At 64.5% G+C, this 14,725-nt stretch carries 12 protein-coding genes and 1 pseudogene; 10 read left to right on the top strand and 3 right to left on the bottom strand.

What is annotated here, in order from left to right; all coding sequences use genetic code 11:
• Window positions 1–105 precede the first annotated feature (105 nt).
• Both ACVIW0_RS28245 and ACVIW0_RS28240 read right to left on the bottom strand, forming a co-directional pair.
• The gene (locus ACVIW0_RS28245) at window positions 106–1,815 is read right to left on the bottom strand and encodes a SulP family inorganic anion transporter (RefSeq protein ID WP_461357445.1); all 1,710 of its coding nucleotides are present in this window, start codon (window positions 1,813–1,815) and stop codon (window positions 106–108) included.
• A gap of 162 nt (window positions 1,816–1,977) precedes the next feature.
• A pseudogene (locus ACVIW0_RS28240) lies at window positions 1,978–2,067 on the bottom strand (3-keto-5-aminohexanoate cleavage protein); the annotation flags it as partial.
• Window positions 2,068–2,356: 289 nt separating this feature from the next.
• On the opposite strand from ACVIW0_RS28240, the gene ACVIW0_RS28235 reads away from it, so the two are divergent.
• From ACVIW0_RS28235 to ACVIW0_RS28220, 4 genes are all read left to right on the top strand, one after another.
• Window positions 2,357–2,482, top strand: a complete 126-nt coding sequence (locus ACVIW0_RS28235) for a hypothetical protein (RefSeq protein WP_461355328.1) — start codon at window positions 2,357–2,359, stop codon at window positions 2,480–2,482.
• A 240-nt stretch (window positions 2,483–2,722) separates the two neighbouring features.
• The gene (locus ACVIW0_RS28230; RefSeq protein ID WP_461355327.1) at window positions 2,723–4,297 is read left to right on the top strand and encodes a sugar ABC transporter ATP-binding protein; all 1,575 of its coding nucleotides are present in this window, start codon (window positions 2,723–2,725) and stop codon (window positions 4,295–4,297) included.
• On the top strand, window positions 4,294–5,286 hold the full coding sequence (locus ACVIW0_RS28225) for an ABC transporter permease (protein WP_461355326.1): 993 nt from the start codon (window positions 4,294–4,296) through the stop codon (window positions 5,284–5,286). The genes ACVIW0_RS28230 and ACVIW0_RS28225 overlap by 4 nt, the downstream gene beginning before the upstream one ends.
• A 160-nt stretch (window positions 5,287–5,446) precedes the next feature.
• The gene (locus ACVIW0_RS28220; protein WP_461355325.1) at window positions 5,447–6,598 is read left to right on the top strand and encodes a substrate-binding domain-containing protein; all 1,152 of its coding nucleotides are present in this window, start codon (window positions 5,447–5,449) and stop codon (window positions 6,596–6,598) included.
• A 288-nt stretch (window positions 6,599–6,886) separates the two neighbouring features.
• On the opposite strand, the gene ACVIW0_RS28215 is transcribed toward ACVIW0_RS28220, so the two are convergent.
• Complete coding sequence (locus ACVIW0_RS28215) at window positions 6,887–7,681, bottom strand: DeoR/GlpR family DNA-binding transcription regulator (protein WP_461355324.1); 795 nt, start codon at window positions 7,679–7,681, stop codon at window positions 6,887–6,889.
• 344 nt (window positions 7,682–8,025) lie between these two features.
• Between ACVIW0_RS28215 and deoC the strand changes: the two genes are divergently transcribed.
• The 6 genes from deoC to ACVIW0_RS28185 all read left to right on the top strand — a co-directional run bounded on the left by deoC (window position 8,026) and on the right by ACVIW0_RS28185 (window position 14,711).
• On the top strand, window positions 8,026–8,943 hold the full coding sequence (gene deoC / locus ACVIW0_RS28210) for a deoxyribose-phosphate aldolase (protein ID WP_461357444.1): 918 nt from the start codon (window positions 8,026–8,028) through the stop codon (window positions 8,941–8,943).
• 1 nt (window position 8,944) lies between these two features.
• Window positions 8,945–11,332: an aldehyde dehydrogenase family protein gene (locus tag ACVIW0_RS28205; protein ID WP_461355323.1), complete on the top strand. Its 2,388-nt coding sequence runs from the start codon at window positions 8,945–8,947 to the stop codon at window positions 11,330–11,332.
• Window positions 11,333–11,407: 75 nt separating this feature from the next.
• Window positions 11,408–11,863 carry an RbsD/FucU family protein gene (locus tag ACVIW0_RS28200; RefSeq protein WP_461355322.1) on the top strand — a complete coding sequence of 152 codons (456 nt, stop codon included), beginning with the start codon at window positions 11,408–11,410 and terminating at the stop codon, window positions 11,861–11,863.
• Between the two features lie 4 nt (window positions 11,864–11,867).
• Window positions 11,868–12,794, top strand: coding sequence for a ribokinase (gene rbsK / locus ACVIW0_RS28195; RefSeq protein WP_461355321.1), 927 nt, complete (start codon window positions 11,868–11,870; stop codon window positions 12,792–12,794).
• 7 nt (window positions 12,795–12,801) lie between these two features.
• Window positions 12,802–13,677 carry a carbohydrate ABC transporter permease gene (locus tag ACVIW0_RS28190; RefSeq protein ID WP_461355320.1) on the top strand — a complete coding sequence of 292 codons (876 nt, stop codon included), beginning with the start codon at window positions 12,802–12,804 and terminating at the stop codon, window positions 13,675–13,677.
• Window positions 13,674–14,711: a carbohydrate ABC transporter permease gene (locus tag ACVIW0_RS28185; RefSeq protein WP_461355319.1), complete on the top strand. Its 1,038-nt coding sequence runs from the start codon at window positions 13,674–13,676 to the stop codon at window positions 14,709–14,711. Before ACVIW0_RS28190 ends, ACVIW0_RS28185 begins: the two co-directional genes overlap by 4 nt.
• Window positions 14,712–14,725 lie beyond the last annotated feature (14 nt).

The following is a 14,725-nucleotide window of genomic DNA, read 5'->3' as shown; positions in this document are numbered from 1 at the left end:
AACACGCTGCATTAGCCTGCGGTTCGCCGATCCCATCCACTCCGCAGGCCAACCAAACTTCAGCCGCCTCCGTCTCCCGAACGGACGACTCCCGAGATTCGTTACCTAGTCCTCCCAATCTTCCCATTCGACCTTGTTGATTTCCAAATAGCCGGAAACCGCCGAGCCGATCGTCGGGAAGAAGTAGCCTTCGCCGAGCTGCGCGAACAGTCCAAATCGCTTCAGCTTGTCTTTGACCGGGTCCTTGAGTTCAGCAAAGCAAAGTTCGATCCCTTTCTCGTGCAAGGCTTCGTCCAGTTCAGCAACGGTATCGCAGGCCGTGACGTCGACGCTGGTGACTGGCTCTGCCGCGACGACCAGCCAGCGAACCGGCGTGGGCGACGTCGCCACCGCGTGCAGGACGCGTTCCTTGAAGAACTCGGCATTGGCAAAGAACAGCGGCGCATCCCACCGGAATAGGACCAGCCCCGGGATTCGGCGCGCATCGGGGTATCGGGTGATGTCGTGATAGCCCTTGACGCCGTGGGCACGGCCCAGCACCGCGGAATGCGGTCGCCATCCGTCCCACAGGAACTCCGCGATGGCCACGGCGATTGCAAGACCGATTCCTGGAATCGCGCCGAACACAGCCACGCCAACGAAGCACAGCACGATCAACCAGAACTCCCATCTCTGGATGCGATAAATTCGCTTGAGGTCGGTGATCTCGAACAGGCCGATCGCCGCGGCGATGACGACGGCGGCCAATGCAGCGTTGGGCAAATGCTGCAGAAGGTTAGGCGCCACGACGAGAAGGAATGCGATGGCGAGCGCGCCGACGACGCTGGTCAGTTGGGTGCGAGCACCGGCGGCCTCCGCCACCGGAGTGCGAGAAGAGCTGCTGCTGATCGGGAAGCCCTGAAAAAAGCCGGTTGCCAGGTTGGCGGCGCCGAGCCCCACCATCTCCTGGTTCGGATCGACCTTGTCGCCCAGTCGCGCGGCGTAGGTTCGCGACAGCACACTGGTGTCGGCAAATGAGACGAGCGCGACGGCGCTTCCGCCGATCAGTACCGGAACCAGATCGCCGTAGCTGATCCAGGGAACGGCAAGCGCCGGCAGACCTTGCGGAAGGGGGCCCAGGACCTTCACGCCGTAGCTGGCCCCCAGATCGAGCGCACCGACGACGAGAGTTGCCCCGACAACGGCAATCAGAATACCCGGCAGCCGCTTGTTGTCCTTGAGCAGCAGGATGACGATCAGCGTTGCGAGCCCAACCGCGAAAGCAACCCAGTTTGTCCTGCCGTCGAGGATCGCGCCGCCGATTCTCCACAGGTCCCGCAATGGTCCTTCGTTCTCAATCGAGAATCCGAGGAGCTTTGGCAGTTGGCTGATCAATACGGTCAGCGCAATTCCGTTCATGTAGCCGTAGCGGATCGGCTTGGAAAGAAGCTCGGTCACGAAACCAAGCCTCGCGAAGCCTGTCAGCATGAGCACTGTTCCAGAAACGAGGGCCATCATGGCGCCGAGTGTTGCCGCGCGAAGGGGATCGCCACCGGACAGTGGGGCGACCACACCGAGAATGACAGCTGCGAGGGCCGAGTCCGGTCCGAGCACGATTATGCGGCTTGGGCCGAACACCGCGTAGGCCAGGAGCGGGATGATGGTCGCGTAGAGACCGTGGATGCCCGGCAGGCCCGATGCCGCCGCATAGGCGATACCAACTGGGACCAGCATTGTTGCAAGGACCAGGCCGGCAAAGATGTCGTGCGGCAGCCACGCCGCCTCGTATCGGCGGAGGGTGCCGACGCCGGGCATCCAGCATATCCAACGGCTCATTTGGCGAGCACTTCCGGGCTCGGTCGAGCGCATGGCAAACACTCCCAGTCCGGCCGGAGTAGCCGCGCTGTTAGGCAATCGGCCGGCGAATTGACCGGAAGGCCAATTTGCACCAGCGTTTGCCAGGCTGAGCGTTGATCTATCTCAAGCCGGCTCGCCACGGACACGGCGGGTCTCGCTCAGCAGAACGTCGAGGAGCTGTTCGTCCGCCGGCATTGCGTGCAGCACACCCATGACGAACTGGACATGGGGGAACGCCTCGTACGTCGATTCGATCTGTTCGGTGGGTGTCACCGGCAAAGCCGGATTATCACTCTTGCGCGGCACTGAGGCGGTGATGGTGACCGCAACGACGACGGGTTTGCCAGACAAAATGATCAACGCGTGCACGGCTTGCATATGTGTTTCTGCACCGCGCCTCGCACAATTCATCATTTTCTTTTCGCGCAGCTTAGAGACACTCCAAGCAATGATGGCTGGCGCGACGACTGCAGTTTGCTGGGCTCGCGGTTTGCGCACTATCGCTTCTGGGAGAAACTCCATGTCGATGATGACCCGCCGCAATTCGCTGGCCGCCGGCGCGGCGCTTCTGGTTGGGCCGAACGCCGCAAGGGCCGAGCCGGCGCATATCTGGAATTTGGAAGGCGCGGAGTGGGGTATTTTTTGAGGAGCGTCGGCCTAGCTCTGAGCACTGGAGCAGCCACGGAATCAGGACGTAACCAATCTCGAGCCGCTCGATGTCCGCCTGGCGCAGGACTGGACCGCGGGCCACCCCAATTCGGGCCCCGTCGCCGCGATCTCCCATTGACAGGGCGCCTGATGTGATAGAATTATAACACAATAAGTTGTAAAAATAACAACATGTCATCATCGTACCAGCGCCTGGCGCGGGTAACGGGAGGAAATTGTGGAATTGCCCGGTTCGAACGCCGCAGAGCCTCGGCCGTCGACGGCGCTTCTGTTGGTCGATGGCATCAACAAGCGCTTCGGCGGCGTGCGCGCGTTGCGCGATGTCAACCTCGAGGTCCGCCCCGGCGAGGTGCACGCGCTGCTGGGCGAGAACGGGGCCGGAAAATCCACGCTGATCAAGATCCTCAGCGGGGTTCATGCGGCCGACAGCGGCACCATCGAGATCGCCGGCAAGCCGGTCGCGTTCGACAGCCCGGCACGATCGCGCGAGGCGGGGATCGCGGTCGTGTATCAGGATCTCAGCCTCGTTGAATCGCTCAGCGTCGCCGACAATCTGTTGCTCGGGCGCGAGCCGCGCGCGCGGTTCGGCTTTGTCCGGAAGCGCGAATTGATGGCCAGGGCCGAAGCGTTCCTGGGCGAGCTCGGCATTTCCCTCGACCCGAAAGCTGCGGTCGGCTCGCTGCCGTTCGCCTACCGCCAGATGACCGAGATCGCCAAGGCGTTGATGGGCGAGGTGCGGCTGTTGATCCTCGACGAGCCGACATCCTCGCTGACGTCGGATGAAGTCCGCATCCTGTTCGACGCGATCGGCAAGGCGACACGCCGCGGCATCGGCGTGATCTATGTGACGCATCGGCTCAACGAGGTGTTCGAGATTTCGCAGCGTGTCACGGTGCTGCGCGACGGCGCCAATGCCGGCACCTTCGTCACCGCCGAGACCGACATGAAGCGGCTGGTCAACGCCATCATCGGAACCGATCGATCGGCGCCGGCCGCGTCGCGCGCCGCGCCCGCGCGTGCGTTCGATTCGTCGCCGGTTCTATCGCTTTCGGGCGTTTCCAATGATTGGCTATCGGCCGTCGACATGTCCGTGATTAAGGGCGAGATCCACGGCCTCGCCGGATTGATCGGCAGCGGACGCACCGAGATTCTGGAGACCATTTTCGGACTGCGGCCGGTCGAGAGCGGCACCCTCGAGATCGAGAGCCGGCCGTGGCTGCCGAAGGGCGCGGCCGATGCGATCGATCACGGCGTCGCGCTGGTGCCGGAAGATCGGCACGTGCAGGGTCTGGTGCTGGACCATTCGATCGAGCGCAACATCACGCTGCCACGGATTCCGCATTTCTCGCGCTGGGGCTTCATGCAGCAGGGCGCTGCCGCCAGGCGCGCGGAAACGGCGGTCGCGCGGCTTTCAGTGAAGGCGCAGGGCGCCTCCAGCCTGGTCCGGACCTTGTCCGGCGGCAACCAGCAGAAGGTCGTGTTCGGAAAATGGAATGATCCGCGGCCGCGCGTGCTGCTGCTCGACGAACCGACGGTCGGCGTCGACGTCGGCGCGCGCGAGGAAATCTATGGCGTGATCCGCAACGCCGCCCGCGACGGCAGTGGCGTGCTGGTCGTCTCGTCGGATCTCGTCGAGCTGATCGCGCTGTGCGACCGCATCTCCGTGATCGTGGATGGTCGCGTGGCGCGAACGCTTCAACGCGGCGAGATCGATGATGCCGAAGAGCTGCATCATCTGCTGCAGATGTACCAGGCTTCAGAACAAGGCGTATTGCAAGAGCTGCCCGCATGACCGAACTGACCGCGCCCAATGTCGTCGCCGCGCCGACCCGATCCGATCGACGCCGCAAGCTGCTGCAGAACCTGCTGCGCGGCGAGCGGCCCTACATGCTGTACATCGCCTTTATGGTGCTCTTGGTGGTGTTCAGCCTGTCCTCGCCCTGGTTCCTATCGGTCGACAATTTCATCAACATCGGGCGCCAGACGACGCTGGTGTCGATCATCGCGGTCGGCATGACCTTCGTGATCATCGCGCGCCAGATCGATCTCTCGGTCGCATCGACACTCGCGTTGTCGGGCATGGCCGCCGCGCTGGCCATGAGCCAGATCAACAACAGCTGGATCGTCGGCGCTGTCGCAGGCCTCGGCACCGGCGCGCTGGTCGGGCTGCTCAACGGCATCCTGACCACGCAGCTTTCGATCCCGTCCTTCCTGGTCACGCTCGGCTCGCTCAGCATGGCGCGCGGTCTCGCGATGATGGTGACCAACACCAAGCCCGTCATCATCACCAACGAGACCTACTTTGCGATCTTCGGCGAAGGATCATTTCTCGGCATCCCGGTGCCGATCGCCTGGACGCTGGTGGCGATGATCGTCGGCATCCTGCTGCTGCATTACAACGTGTTCGGCCGCCGCATCTATGCGGTCGGCGGCAATCCGACCGCGGCGCTCTATTCCGGCATCAACACCAAATGGGTGACGACCGCGGCCTTCGTGCTGACCGGCACGCTGGCCGGGCTTGCGGCGCTGGTGCTGTCCGCGCGCTCGCATGCCGCGCGGCCCGACGTCGTGCAGGGCATGGAGCTCGACGTGATCGCCGCCGTGATCCTTGGCGGCTGCAGCCTGTTCGGCGGGCGCGGCTACATCCTGGGGACGCTGTTCGGCAGCCTGATCATCGGCACGCTCAACAACGGCCTCGTGCTGCTCGGCGTCAGCTCGCCGCTGCAGCTCGTCATCAAGGGAGCGATCATCGTGGCCGCGGTCGCGTTCACGAAACGCTAGAGCATGATCCGAAAAAGTGTGAAGCGGTTTTTCGAAAGATCATGCTCCAGCAACAAGCCAGATCCGATGCGGCGCCGGGGCCGGAGGGCCCCTGCATTGCGGCAGTAGGGGCAAGGTCGCCGGCCTCCGGTCAATCGGCGACCACAAAGGGAGGAAAACAATGAAGCCAATCTTGCGACAAACCCTGCCGTTGACTGCGCTAATCGCGGCGACGGCCATCTCGATCGCGACCTCGGCCCGTGCCGAACTGCCGGCAAGCTGCGTCAAGGGCGTCGATCTCGCGACGCTTGGACCGAAATCGATCGTCGGCCAGGGGCCCCACGGCGAGAAGGCCGCATCGCCCGAAGTGCTGGCGCTGTCGGATGCCGAAGCCGCCAAGATCAAGGAGAAGAACTTCAAGGTCGGCATCTCGATGCAGACCGTCAACCTCGACTGGGCGCAATTGCAGATCCAGGGCATCACCGACACGTTGAAGAAATACGGCGTGACGGTGACCGGCGTCGCGTCGGCCGAATATCAGGTCGACAAGCAGATCGCCGATATCGAGAACACCATCCAGCAGCATCCGGACGGCATCATCTCGATCCCGGTCGATTTCACTGCGACCGCGCCGACCTACAAGAAGGTCGCCAAGGCCGGTATCAAGCTGGTGCTGATGGACAGCATCCCGACCGGCCTCAAGCATCCCGAGGAATACGCCTCGATGATTTCGGCGGACAACCTGGGCAACGGGCAGATCGCGGCGCAGATCCTGGCGTCCTGCATGGCGCAGGGCGCAACCATTGGTCTGGTCAATTTCGGCGTCGACTATTTCAGCACCAACGAGCGCACCAAGGGCGTTCGCGAATGGATGCAGAAGAACCGGCCGGACATCAAGATGAAGCAAGTCGACTTCACCGACCCGCCGAAAGTGTCGCAGATCGCGGGCGACTTCCTCACCGGCAATCCCGACGTCAAGGGCGTGTTCGCGGTCTGGGACCAGCCGGCGCTGGATACGCTGAGCTCGATGCGCGCGCAGGGCATCGATATTCCGGTCACGACCGTCGATCTCGGCCTGCAATCGGCGATCGAGATCGCAAAGGGCGGACCGCTGAAGGCGACCGGCTCGCAGCGTCCCTATGATCAAGGCGTCGCGGAGGCGATGGCGATGATGAACGCGCTGCTTGGCAAGGAAACGCCGGCCTGGGTCGGTGTGCAGTCGCTGCCGGTGACGCAGTCCAACGTGCTGGAATCCTACAAGACGGTGTTCAAGAAGGAGCCGCCGCCGGAACTGACCGACGCCTGCAACAAGGCGAAGCCGGCCTGCAACTGATCTTTGGCCAGCGATGCGCGGCGTCGCAACGGCGTGCATCATGGACGAAGCTGACCGGGCGAGCCAGCCCCCGTCCGGGTCAGAGCGTTTTCGAGCGAACAACCGTTCCGATTCAATCGGAAAGAAAAGGCTCCGGTGTTATGTCTCTGACAGCCTATTCCGTCATTCCGGGGCGCGACGAAGTCGCGAACCTCAGATGCGAATAGCGCATCGGGGAATCCAGAGATCGTGGATCGAGATTCCGGGTTCTCGCTTCGCGAGCCCCGGAATGACACTGAGTGAATCACTCTAGCTTGCGCTGGTCACATATTCGACCGGAAGGCTGCGGAAGTGCTTGCGCATGTCCGATGACGCCGCGCCGCCGACGATGATCCGCGAGAACGCGCCGATGTCGGAGAAGAATGCCGATTTGAGACTGCCGAGCTTGCTGGCGTCGATCACCAGGATGCTCTCCATCGCGGTCTCGATGACGGCCTGCTTGACCGCGACCTCGTGAAAATTCGAGCAGCTCGCGCCGCGGGTCCAGTGCACGCCGCCGGCGGAAATGAAGGCCTTGTTGATCCCGAGCCGCCGCAGATAGGACAGCCCGTCGTCCGATGCAAAGGACTGCGACGACGGATGGTAGAGGCCGCCCATCAGCATCACCTGCGTGGCGGGCCGCCGCGTGACGATCGAGGCCACGTTCATCGAATAGCAGATCACCGAAAGCGGCAGGTCCTCGGGCAGGCAGTCCGCCAGCGACTGCATCGTGGTGCCGCAGTCGATGAAGATCGTATCGCCTTCCCTGATCGAGGCGGCGGCAGCGCGGCAGGCGAGCCGCTTGTCCTGGGTGTGCTGGTCGATCTCCTGCTCGAACGCGTATTTGATGCCGGTCGGCGACGCTGCATTGACCACATAGCCGCCGAGCAAAGCGAGGGCGGCCTCCGGACCGGCAAGGTCGCGCCGCACCGTCATTTCCGAAACCCTGAGAAGCTCGGCGGCGTCCTTCAGATGCAGCGCGCCACTCGATTCAACGGCGCGGCGCAGCCTCTGCAGGCGCTGGACGCGGGTCTCGCTTGGTCGTGCGTTCGAGGTTTCAGCCATTTTGATCGCCGAGTTTGCTTATCCGATTGACAATGATCTTACAATGTTGTGAGTTTATCAACGTCAGTTTGTTACAATAATAACATCGCGGTCTGAACCGGTGTCGGAACGATCCCGTTCCTCGGCAATCGGCAAACCCAGCGGCGAGGTCAGAGGAGGATCACATGTTGCGATCTGCACATTCAGTCTATCTGGCGATCTCGTCGATTCGCTAGGACCGCACGGCGCCTCCCATGACGCAGAGCGTCCTCGTCCAGAATCCGTCCCCATTGGCCGTGCAGACGCCTGCTCCCGGCGGCGAGCATCCGCATGCGATCCCGCGCAACAGCGGCCGTGCGCTCGAGATGGAATGGGTCGACGACATCAGGATCAATCTCTCGGCCGCCGAGCGGCGCGTCGCCAGCCTGCCCGGCCGGCGAACCGTCAAGAAGGACGCCCAGGCCGCATGGCTGCTCAAGGCGGTCACCTGCATCGACCTGACGACGCTCAATGGCGACGATACGACCGAGCGGGTGAAGCGCCTCTGCGCCAAAGCCAAGGCGCCGGTGCGCAGCGACGTCATCGAGAAGCTCGGCTTTGCCGGTCGCGATCTGCATACCGGAGCGGTCTGTGTCTACCATCGATTCGTCGCGACGGCGGTCGAGGCGCTCGGTGGATCCGGCATCCCTGTCGCTGCGGTCTCGACCGGATTTCCCGCGGGTCTCGTGCCGCACGATCTGAAGCTGAAGGAGATCGAGGCGTCGGTCCGCGACGGCGCGCAGGAGATCGACATCGTCATCACGCGTGAGCACGTGCTGACCGGTGATTGGCGTGCGCTTTACGCCGAGGTGCGGGATTTCCGCGCCGCCTGCGGCGACGCGCATCTCAAGACGATCCTGGCTACCGGCGACCTCAAGACGCTGCGCAATGTCGCCAAGGCCTCGATGGTCTGCATGATGGCCGGTGCCGACTTCATCAAGACCTCGACCGGCAAGGAAGGCGTCAACGCGACATTGCCGGTGACGCTGGCGATGCTGCGGATGATCCGCGTCTACCAGGAGCGCACCTGCTACCAGATCGGCTTCAAGCCGGCCGGCGGCATCTCGACGGCAAAGGACGTGCTCAACTACCAGTTCCTGATGAAGGAGGAGCTGGGACGCGACTGGCTCGAACCGGACCTGTTCCGCATCGGCGCCTCCAGCCTGCTCGCCGACATCGAGCGGCAGCTCGAGCATCACGTGACCGGCCACTACTCGGCTTTCAACCGCCACCCCGTGGGATGAGATGAGCGTCGCAAACTATTTCCAGACCATGGAGTATGGCCCCGCGCCCGAGGCGGACGGCGAGGCGCGCGCCTGGCTGGCGCGGCATGACGCCACGTTCGGCCATTTCATCGCCGGCAAGTTCACAGCGCCGCATGCCGGCGAGCATCTCACGACGAGCGAACCCGCCACCGGCAAGACGCTGGCGCGCATCGCGCAGGGCGCTGCGGCCGATGTTGAGGCCGCGGTCAGCGCCGCGCGCACCGCGCAGGCCGCGTGGGCCAAGCTTGGCGGTCACGGCCGCGCGCGTCATCTCTATGCATTGGCGCGCATGCTGCAGCGTCACGCCCGGTTGTTCGCCGTGCTGGAGGCGATCGACAACGGCAAGCCGATCCGGGAAACCCGCGATCTCGACGTGCCCCTCGCCGCGCGCCATTTCTACTATCACGCCGGCTGGGCGCAGTTGCAGGAGCGCGAATTCGCCGATCAGGTGCCGATCGGCGTGATCGGGCAGATCATCCCGTGGAATTTTCCGCTGCTGATGCTGGCCTGGAAGATCGCACCTGCGCTCGCGGCAGGCAACACGGTGGTGCTGAAGCCGGCGGAGTTCACCTCGCTCACCGCGCTGCTGTTCGCCGAACTCGCAGGCGAGGCCGGCCTGCCGCCCGGCGTGTTGAACGTCGTGACCGGCGACGGTGCGACCGGTGCGTTGCTGGTCGAAAGTCCCGGCGTCGACAAGATCGCCTTTACCGGGTCGACCGAGGTCGGGCGGCTGATCCGTCAGACGACCGCGGGCACCGGCAAATCGCTGACGCTGGAGCTCGGCGGCAAATCGCCGTTCATCGTGTTCGACGATGCCGATATCGATGGCGCCGTGGAAGGCGTGGTCGATGCGATCTGGTTCAACCAGGGCCAGGTGTGCTGCGCCGGATCGCGGCTGCTGTTGCAAGAAGGGATTGCGGAGACCTTCCGCCGGCGGCTGATCCGCCGCATGGAGACGCTGCGCGTCGGCATGCCGCTCGACAAGGCGATCGACATGGGCGCGGTGGTCGCCCCCGTGCAGCTTGAGCGGATCACGTCGCTGGTCGAGACCGGGGTGAAGGAAGGCGCGGAGAAATACCAGGCGTCCGGCGCGATCCCGGCGGAAGGATGCTTCTACCCGCCGACCCTGCTCTGGAACGTGCATCCATCCTCGACGGTTGCGACCGAGGAGATCTTCGGCCCCGTGCTGGTGGCGATGACGTTCCGCACGCCCGACGAGGCCGTCATGCTCGCCAACAACACGCGCTACGGCCTCGCCGCCAGCGTGTGGAGCGAGACGATTGGTCTTGCGCTCGACATCGCGCCGAAACTCCTGGCCGGCGTGGTCTGGGTCAACGCCACCAACCTGTTCGATGCCAGCGTCGGCTTCGGCGGCTATCGCGAGTCCGGCTTTGGCCGCGAGGGCGGCCGCGAAGGCATGTATGAATACCTCAAGCCGAAGGCTTGGAGCGGGCGCAAGGCACGGGCTAAGGCAGCGCCTCTTCCTACGGCGGAAGATGCCCGCAGCGGCTTCGATGTGCCGCCGATCGATCGAACCGCAAAGCTATTTGTCGGCGGCAAGCAGGTGCGTCCGGACGGCAACTATTCGCGTGCGGTGCTCTCGCCGAAGGGCCGGCGGCTCGGCGAGGCGGGCGAGGGCAATCGCAAGGACATCCGCAACGCGGTGGCCGCGGCACGCTCCGCCGAGTCCTGGGCGCGGGCGACGGCGCATAATCGCGCCCAGATCCTTTATTACCTCGCCGAGAATCTGTCCGCGCGCGGCGACGAATTCGCCCGCCGCATCGCCGACATGACCGGTGTATCAGGCGCAAAGGCGCGTACGGAAGTCGATGCCAGCATCGAGCGGCTGTTCAGCTATGGCGCCTGGGCCGATAAATTCGAGGGATCGATCCACGCGCCGCCGCTGCGCGGCGTGGCGCTGGCGATGCATGAGCCGATCGGGGTGGTCGGCGTTGTCTGTCCCGACGAGGCGCCGCTGCTCGCCTTCATCAGCCTGGTCGCGCCGTTGATTGCGATGGGCAACCGCGTCGTCGCGGTGCCGAGCGAGCGGCACCCGCTCGCGGCGACCGACTTCTATCAGGTGCTCGAGACCTCGGACGTACCGGGCGGTGTGGTCAACATCGTGACCGGTGACCGCAACGATCTGGTCAAGGTGCTTGCCGAGCATGACGACGTCGACGCGCTCTGGGCGTTCGGATCGCAGGAAGCTTCGGCGGCAGCCGAGCGGCTGTCGATCGGCAATCTCAAGCGCACGCTGGTCGATCATGGTCTCGCGCTCGATTGGTACGACAAGGCCGCGAGCGAGGGCCCGATCCTGCTCCGCCATGCCGTGCAGGTGAAGACCATCTGGATTCCGTATGGCGACTAAGAAGGTCACCTTGCGGTGATACGGATTGAGGATCCGGACCGACAGAGTCCGGCGAAGACGAGGGAGGGACGCAACATGCTCAAGGGCATCAATCCACTGCTCAATGCCGACGTGCTCTACGCCCTGCGGGCGATGGGGCACGGCGATCGCCTGGTGGCGTGTGACACCAATTTTCCGGCCGACTCGATCGCCCGGCAGACCGCGTTTGGCGAGCTGCTGCGCATCGACAATGTCAGCGCCGCCAGGGCGGTCGAGGCCGTGCTCTCGGTGATGCCGCTCGACACATTCGTCGACGATGCCGCGATCCGCATGGAGATCGTCGGCCAGCCGCAGGAATTGCCGCCGGTGCAGCACGAGGTGCAGGCTGCGATCGATCGCGCCGAGGGACGGTCCTGGCCGCTGGTCGGCGTCGAGCGTCACGCGTTCTACGAGAAGGCCAAGACGGCCTATTGCGTGATCGCAACCGGCGAGCGGCGCTTCTACGGCTGCTTCCTGTTCAGCAAGGGCGTCATCGCGCCGGACGGGGAGTGACGAGATGAGCAAGAATGGCGTCGCCGTCCTCGGCGTGTTCGTCGTCGACCTGGCGTTCCGCGCCGGCAACATGCCGGCGATCGGCGAGACCATCGCCGGATCGGGATTCGCGATGGGCCCCGGCGGCAAGGGCTCCAACCAGGCTGTCGCGGCCGCGCGGGCCGGCGCCAGCGTGAGCTTCATCTCGCGGATCGGCAGCGACGCCTTCGGCGAGCTCGCGCTGAAGACCTGGGAGACCGAGGGAATTCGTCCGCGCGTCGCCAGGACGGCCGAAGCACCGACCGGCGCGGCGTTCATCTATGTCCACGAGACCCGCGGCGACAACGCGATCATCGTGGTGCCGGGTGCGGCGGGCGGGATCAGCCCGGCCGATGTCGACGCCGTGGCGGACGCGATCCGTGACTCCCGCGTGTTCGTGACCCAGCTCGAGCAGCCGGTCGATGCGGCGCGGCGCGGGCTCGAGATCGCGCGCGCCGCCGGCAGCATCACGGTGTTCAATCCGGCGCCGGCGATCAAGTTCGACGATGATGGCCTGTTCGCGCTCTGCGATTACGTCGTTCCCAACGAGACCGAGGCCGAAGGGTTGACCGGCATCGCGGTCGGTGATCTCGCCGGCGCCCGCCGCGCCGGCGATGCGTTGCTGGCGAAAGGCGCCGGCACCGCTTTGATCACGCTCGGCGAGCGCGGCGCGCTGTTCCATGCGCGGGATCGCTCGCTGCACGTGCCGCCGTTCGCGGCCGGCAAGGTGGTGGAGACCACCGGCGCCGGCGATGCATTCGTCGGCGGCTTTGCCGCTGCGCTCGCTGATGGCGCCGATCCGCTGGAGGCCGCGCGGTTCGGATCGGCCACGGCCGGAATCTCGGTGACCCGACCGGGCACTGCGCCCGCGATGCCGCAGCGCGCGGAGATCGACGCGCTGCTGAAGGGATGACCGCGCGATGCTGCGGAACGATCCGATCAAGCATGTCTTCATCTGGCCGGCGGTGCTCGTCGTGCTGGCGATCTCGATCTTTCCACTGATCTATTCGCTGACCACGAGCTTCCTCAGCTATCGCCTGATTCCGCCGATCCCGCCGCGCGTCGTCTGGCTCGGCAATTATGCCACGCTGTTGCAGGAGCCGCGGTTCTGGAGCGCACTCTTCACCACGACGCTGATCGCCTTCATCGCGGTCGGGCTGCAATATGCGATCGGGTTCGGCGTCGCGCTGGCGCTGAACGCGCGGGTGCCGGGCGAGCGGCTGTTCCGCGTCGCCCTGCTGCTGCCGATGCTGCTGGCGCCGGTCGCGGTCGCGCTGGTGGCGCGGATGATCTTCAATCCGACGATGGGACCGCTCAACCAGTTCCTCTCGAAGTTCGGGCTGGCCAATCTGCCGTTCCTGACCAACGGCCATTGGGCGCTCGCCTGCATCATCGCGGTCGAGGTCTGGCAGTGGACCCCGTTCATCGTCCTGATGATGCTGGCCGGTTTGCAAACGCTTCCCGAGGATGTCTATGAGGCCGCCGAGCTCGAGAATGCCAGCGCCTGGCAGCAGTTCTGGGGAATCACCTTTCCGATGATGCTGCCGATCTCGGCCGCGGTCGTCTTCATCCGCCTGATCGAGAGCTACAAGATCATGGACACGGTGTTCGTGATGACCGGCGGCGGGCCGGGCGTCGACACCGAGACGCTGACCTTGTTCGCCTATCAGGAAGGCTTCAAGAAGTTCAATCTGGGCTATACCTCGGCGCTCAGCTTCCTGTTCCTGATCGCGATCACGATCATCGGCGTCACCTATCTGGCGCTGCTGCGGCCGCATCTGGAGAAGCGCCGATGAGTGGGCAGGGCTTGACCGGGTTGTCGCCGTGGAGCCGCCGCCTGGTCGCAGTCGGTGTCCTCGTCTGGTGCCTGATCACGGTGTTTCCGCTCTATTGGGTGGTGGTGACCGCGTTCAAGACGCCGCCAGGCGTCGTCGGCGGGCCGACCTACATTCCGTTCGTCGACTTCACGCCGACCTTGCAGCCCTTCATCGACCTCTATCAGGGGATCCGCGGCGAGTTCTTCCGCACCTTTCTGAACTCGACCATCGTCGGCCTGTCCGCAGCCGCGATCGCCACCGCGATCGGCGCAATGGCGGCCTATGCGCTGGTGCGGTTCGAATTCAAGGTGCGGCTTGGTGCGGGCCTGGTGTTCTTCCTGCTCGCGCTCGGCGGCTATCTGCTGTTCAACGCGACGTTGGGATTGACCCGGCCGCAGGCGCTGCTGCTCGCCTTTCCGATCGCGCTGATCGCGGCTGTGATCGCCAATCGCCTGCCGTTGCCCGGACCGATCCTCGGCAACGAGGACATCCTGTTCTGGTTCGTCAGCCAGCGCATGTTCCCGCCGATCGTCACCGCGTTCGCGCTGTATCTGCTCTACAGCGAGATCGGCCGGCTCGGCTTCCAGCTGATCGACAGCTTCGTCGGCTTAACGCTGTGCTACGTCGCGTTCTCGCTGCCGATCGTGGTCTGGCTGATGCGCGACTTCTTCGAGGCGGTGCCGATCGAGGTCGAGGAGGCCGCGATGGTCGACAACGTGCCGAGCTGGCGCATCTTCTTCGGCATCGTGGTGCCGATGTCGATGAACGGCTTGCTGGCGACGTTCATGATCACGCTGGCCTTCGTCTGGAACGAGTTTCTGTTCGCGCTGTTCCTGACCAATTCCAGATGGCAGACGCTGCCGATCCTGGTGGCGGGACAGAACAGCCAGCGCGGCGACGAATGGTGGGCGATCTCGGCCGCGGCGCTCGTCGCCATCGTTCCCATGATGATCATGGCGGGCCTGCTCAGCCGGATGATGCGATCGGGCCTGCTGCTCGGGGCCATCAAATAGCAAAAAACCTTTGT

This window comes from Bradyrhizobium sp. USDA 4454, assembly GCF_054822705.1.
The sequence above is the reverse complement of the archived record's forward strand: the minus strand, read 5'-3'. Positions and strand labels throughout refer to the sequence as shown.

Coding starts and splice junctions, on each gene's coding strand:
- ACVIW0_RS28245 (WP_461357445.1), bottom strand. CDS start 1,815: ATGAGCCGTTGGATATGCTGGATGCCCGGCGTCGGCACCCTCCGCCGA.
- ACVIW0_RS28235 (WP_461355328.1), top strand. CDS start 2,357: ATGTCGATGATGACCCGCCGCAATTCGCTGGCCGCCGGCGCGGCGCTT.
- ACVIW0_RS28225 (WP_461355326.1), top strand. CDS start 4,294: ATGACCGAACTGACCGCGCCCAATGTCGTCGCCGCGCCGACCCGATCC.
- ACVIW0_RS28220 (WP_461355325.1), top strand. CDS start 5,447: ATGAAGCCAATCTTGCGACAAACCCTGCCGTTGACTGCGCTAATCGCG.
- ACVIW0_RS28215 (WP_461355324.1), bottom strand. CDS start 7,681: ATGGCTGAAACCTCGAACGCACGACCAAGCGAGACCCGCGTCCAGCGC.
- deoC (WP_461357444.1), top strand. CDS start 8,026: ATGGAATGGGTCGACGACATCAGGATCAATCTCTCGGCCGCCGAGCGG.
- ACVIW0_RS28205 (WP_461355323.1), top strand. CDS start 8,945: ATGAGCGTCGCAAACTATTTCCAGACCATGGAGTATGGCCCCGCGCCC.
- ACVIW0_RS28200 (WP_461355322.1), top strand. CDS start 11,408: ATGCTCAAGGGCATCAATCCACTGCTCAATGCCGACGTGCTCTACGCC.
- rbsK (WP_461355321.1), top strand. CDS start 11,868: ATGAGCAAGAATGGCGTCGCCGTCCTCGGCGTGTTCGTCGTCGACCTG.
- ACVIW0_RS28190 (WP_461355320.1), top strand. CDS start 12,802: ATGCTGCGGAACGATCCGATCAAGCATGTCTTCATCTGGCCGGCGGTG.
- ACVIW0_RS28185 (WP_461355319.1), top strand. CDS start 13,674: ATGAGTGGGCAGGGCTTGACCGGGTTGTCGCCGTGGAGCCGCCGCCTG.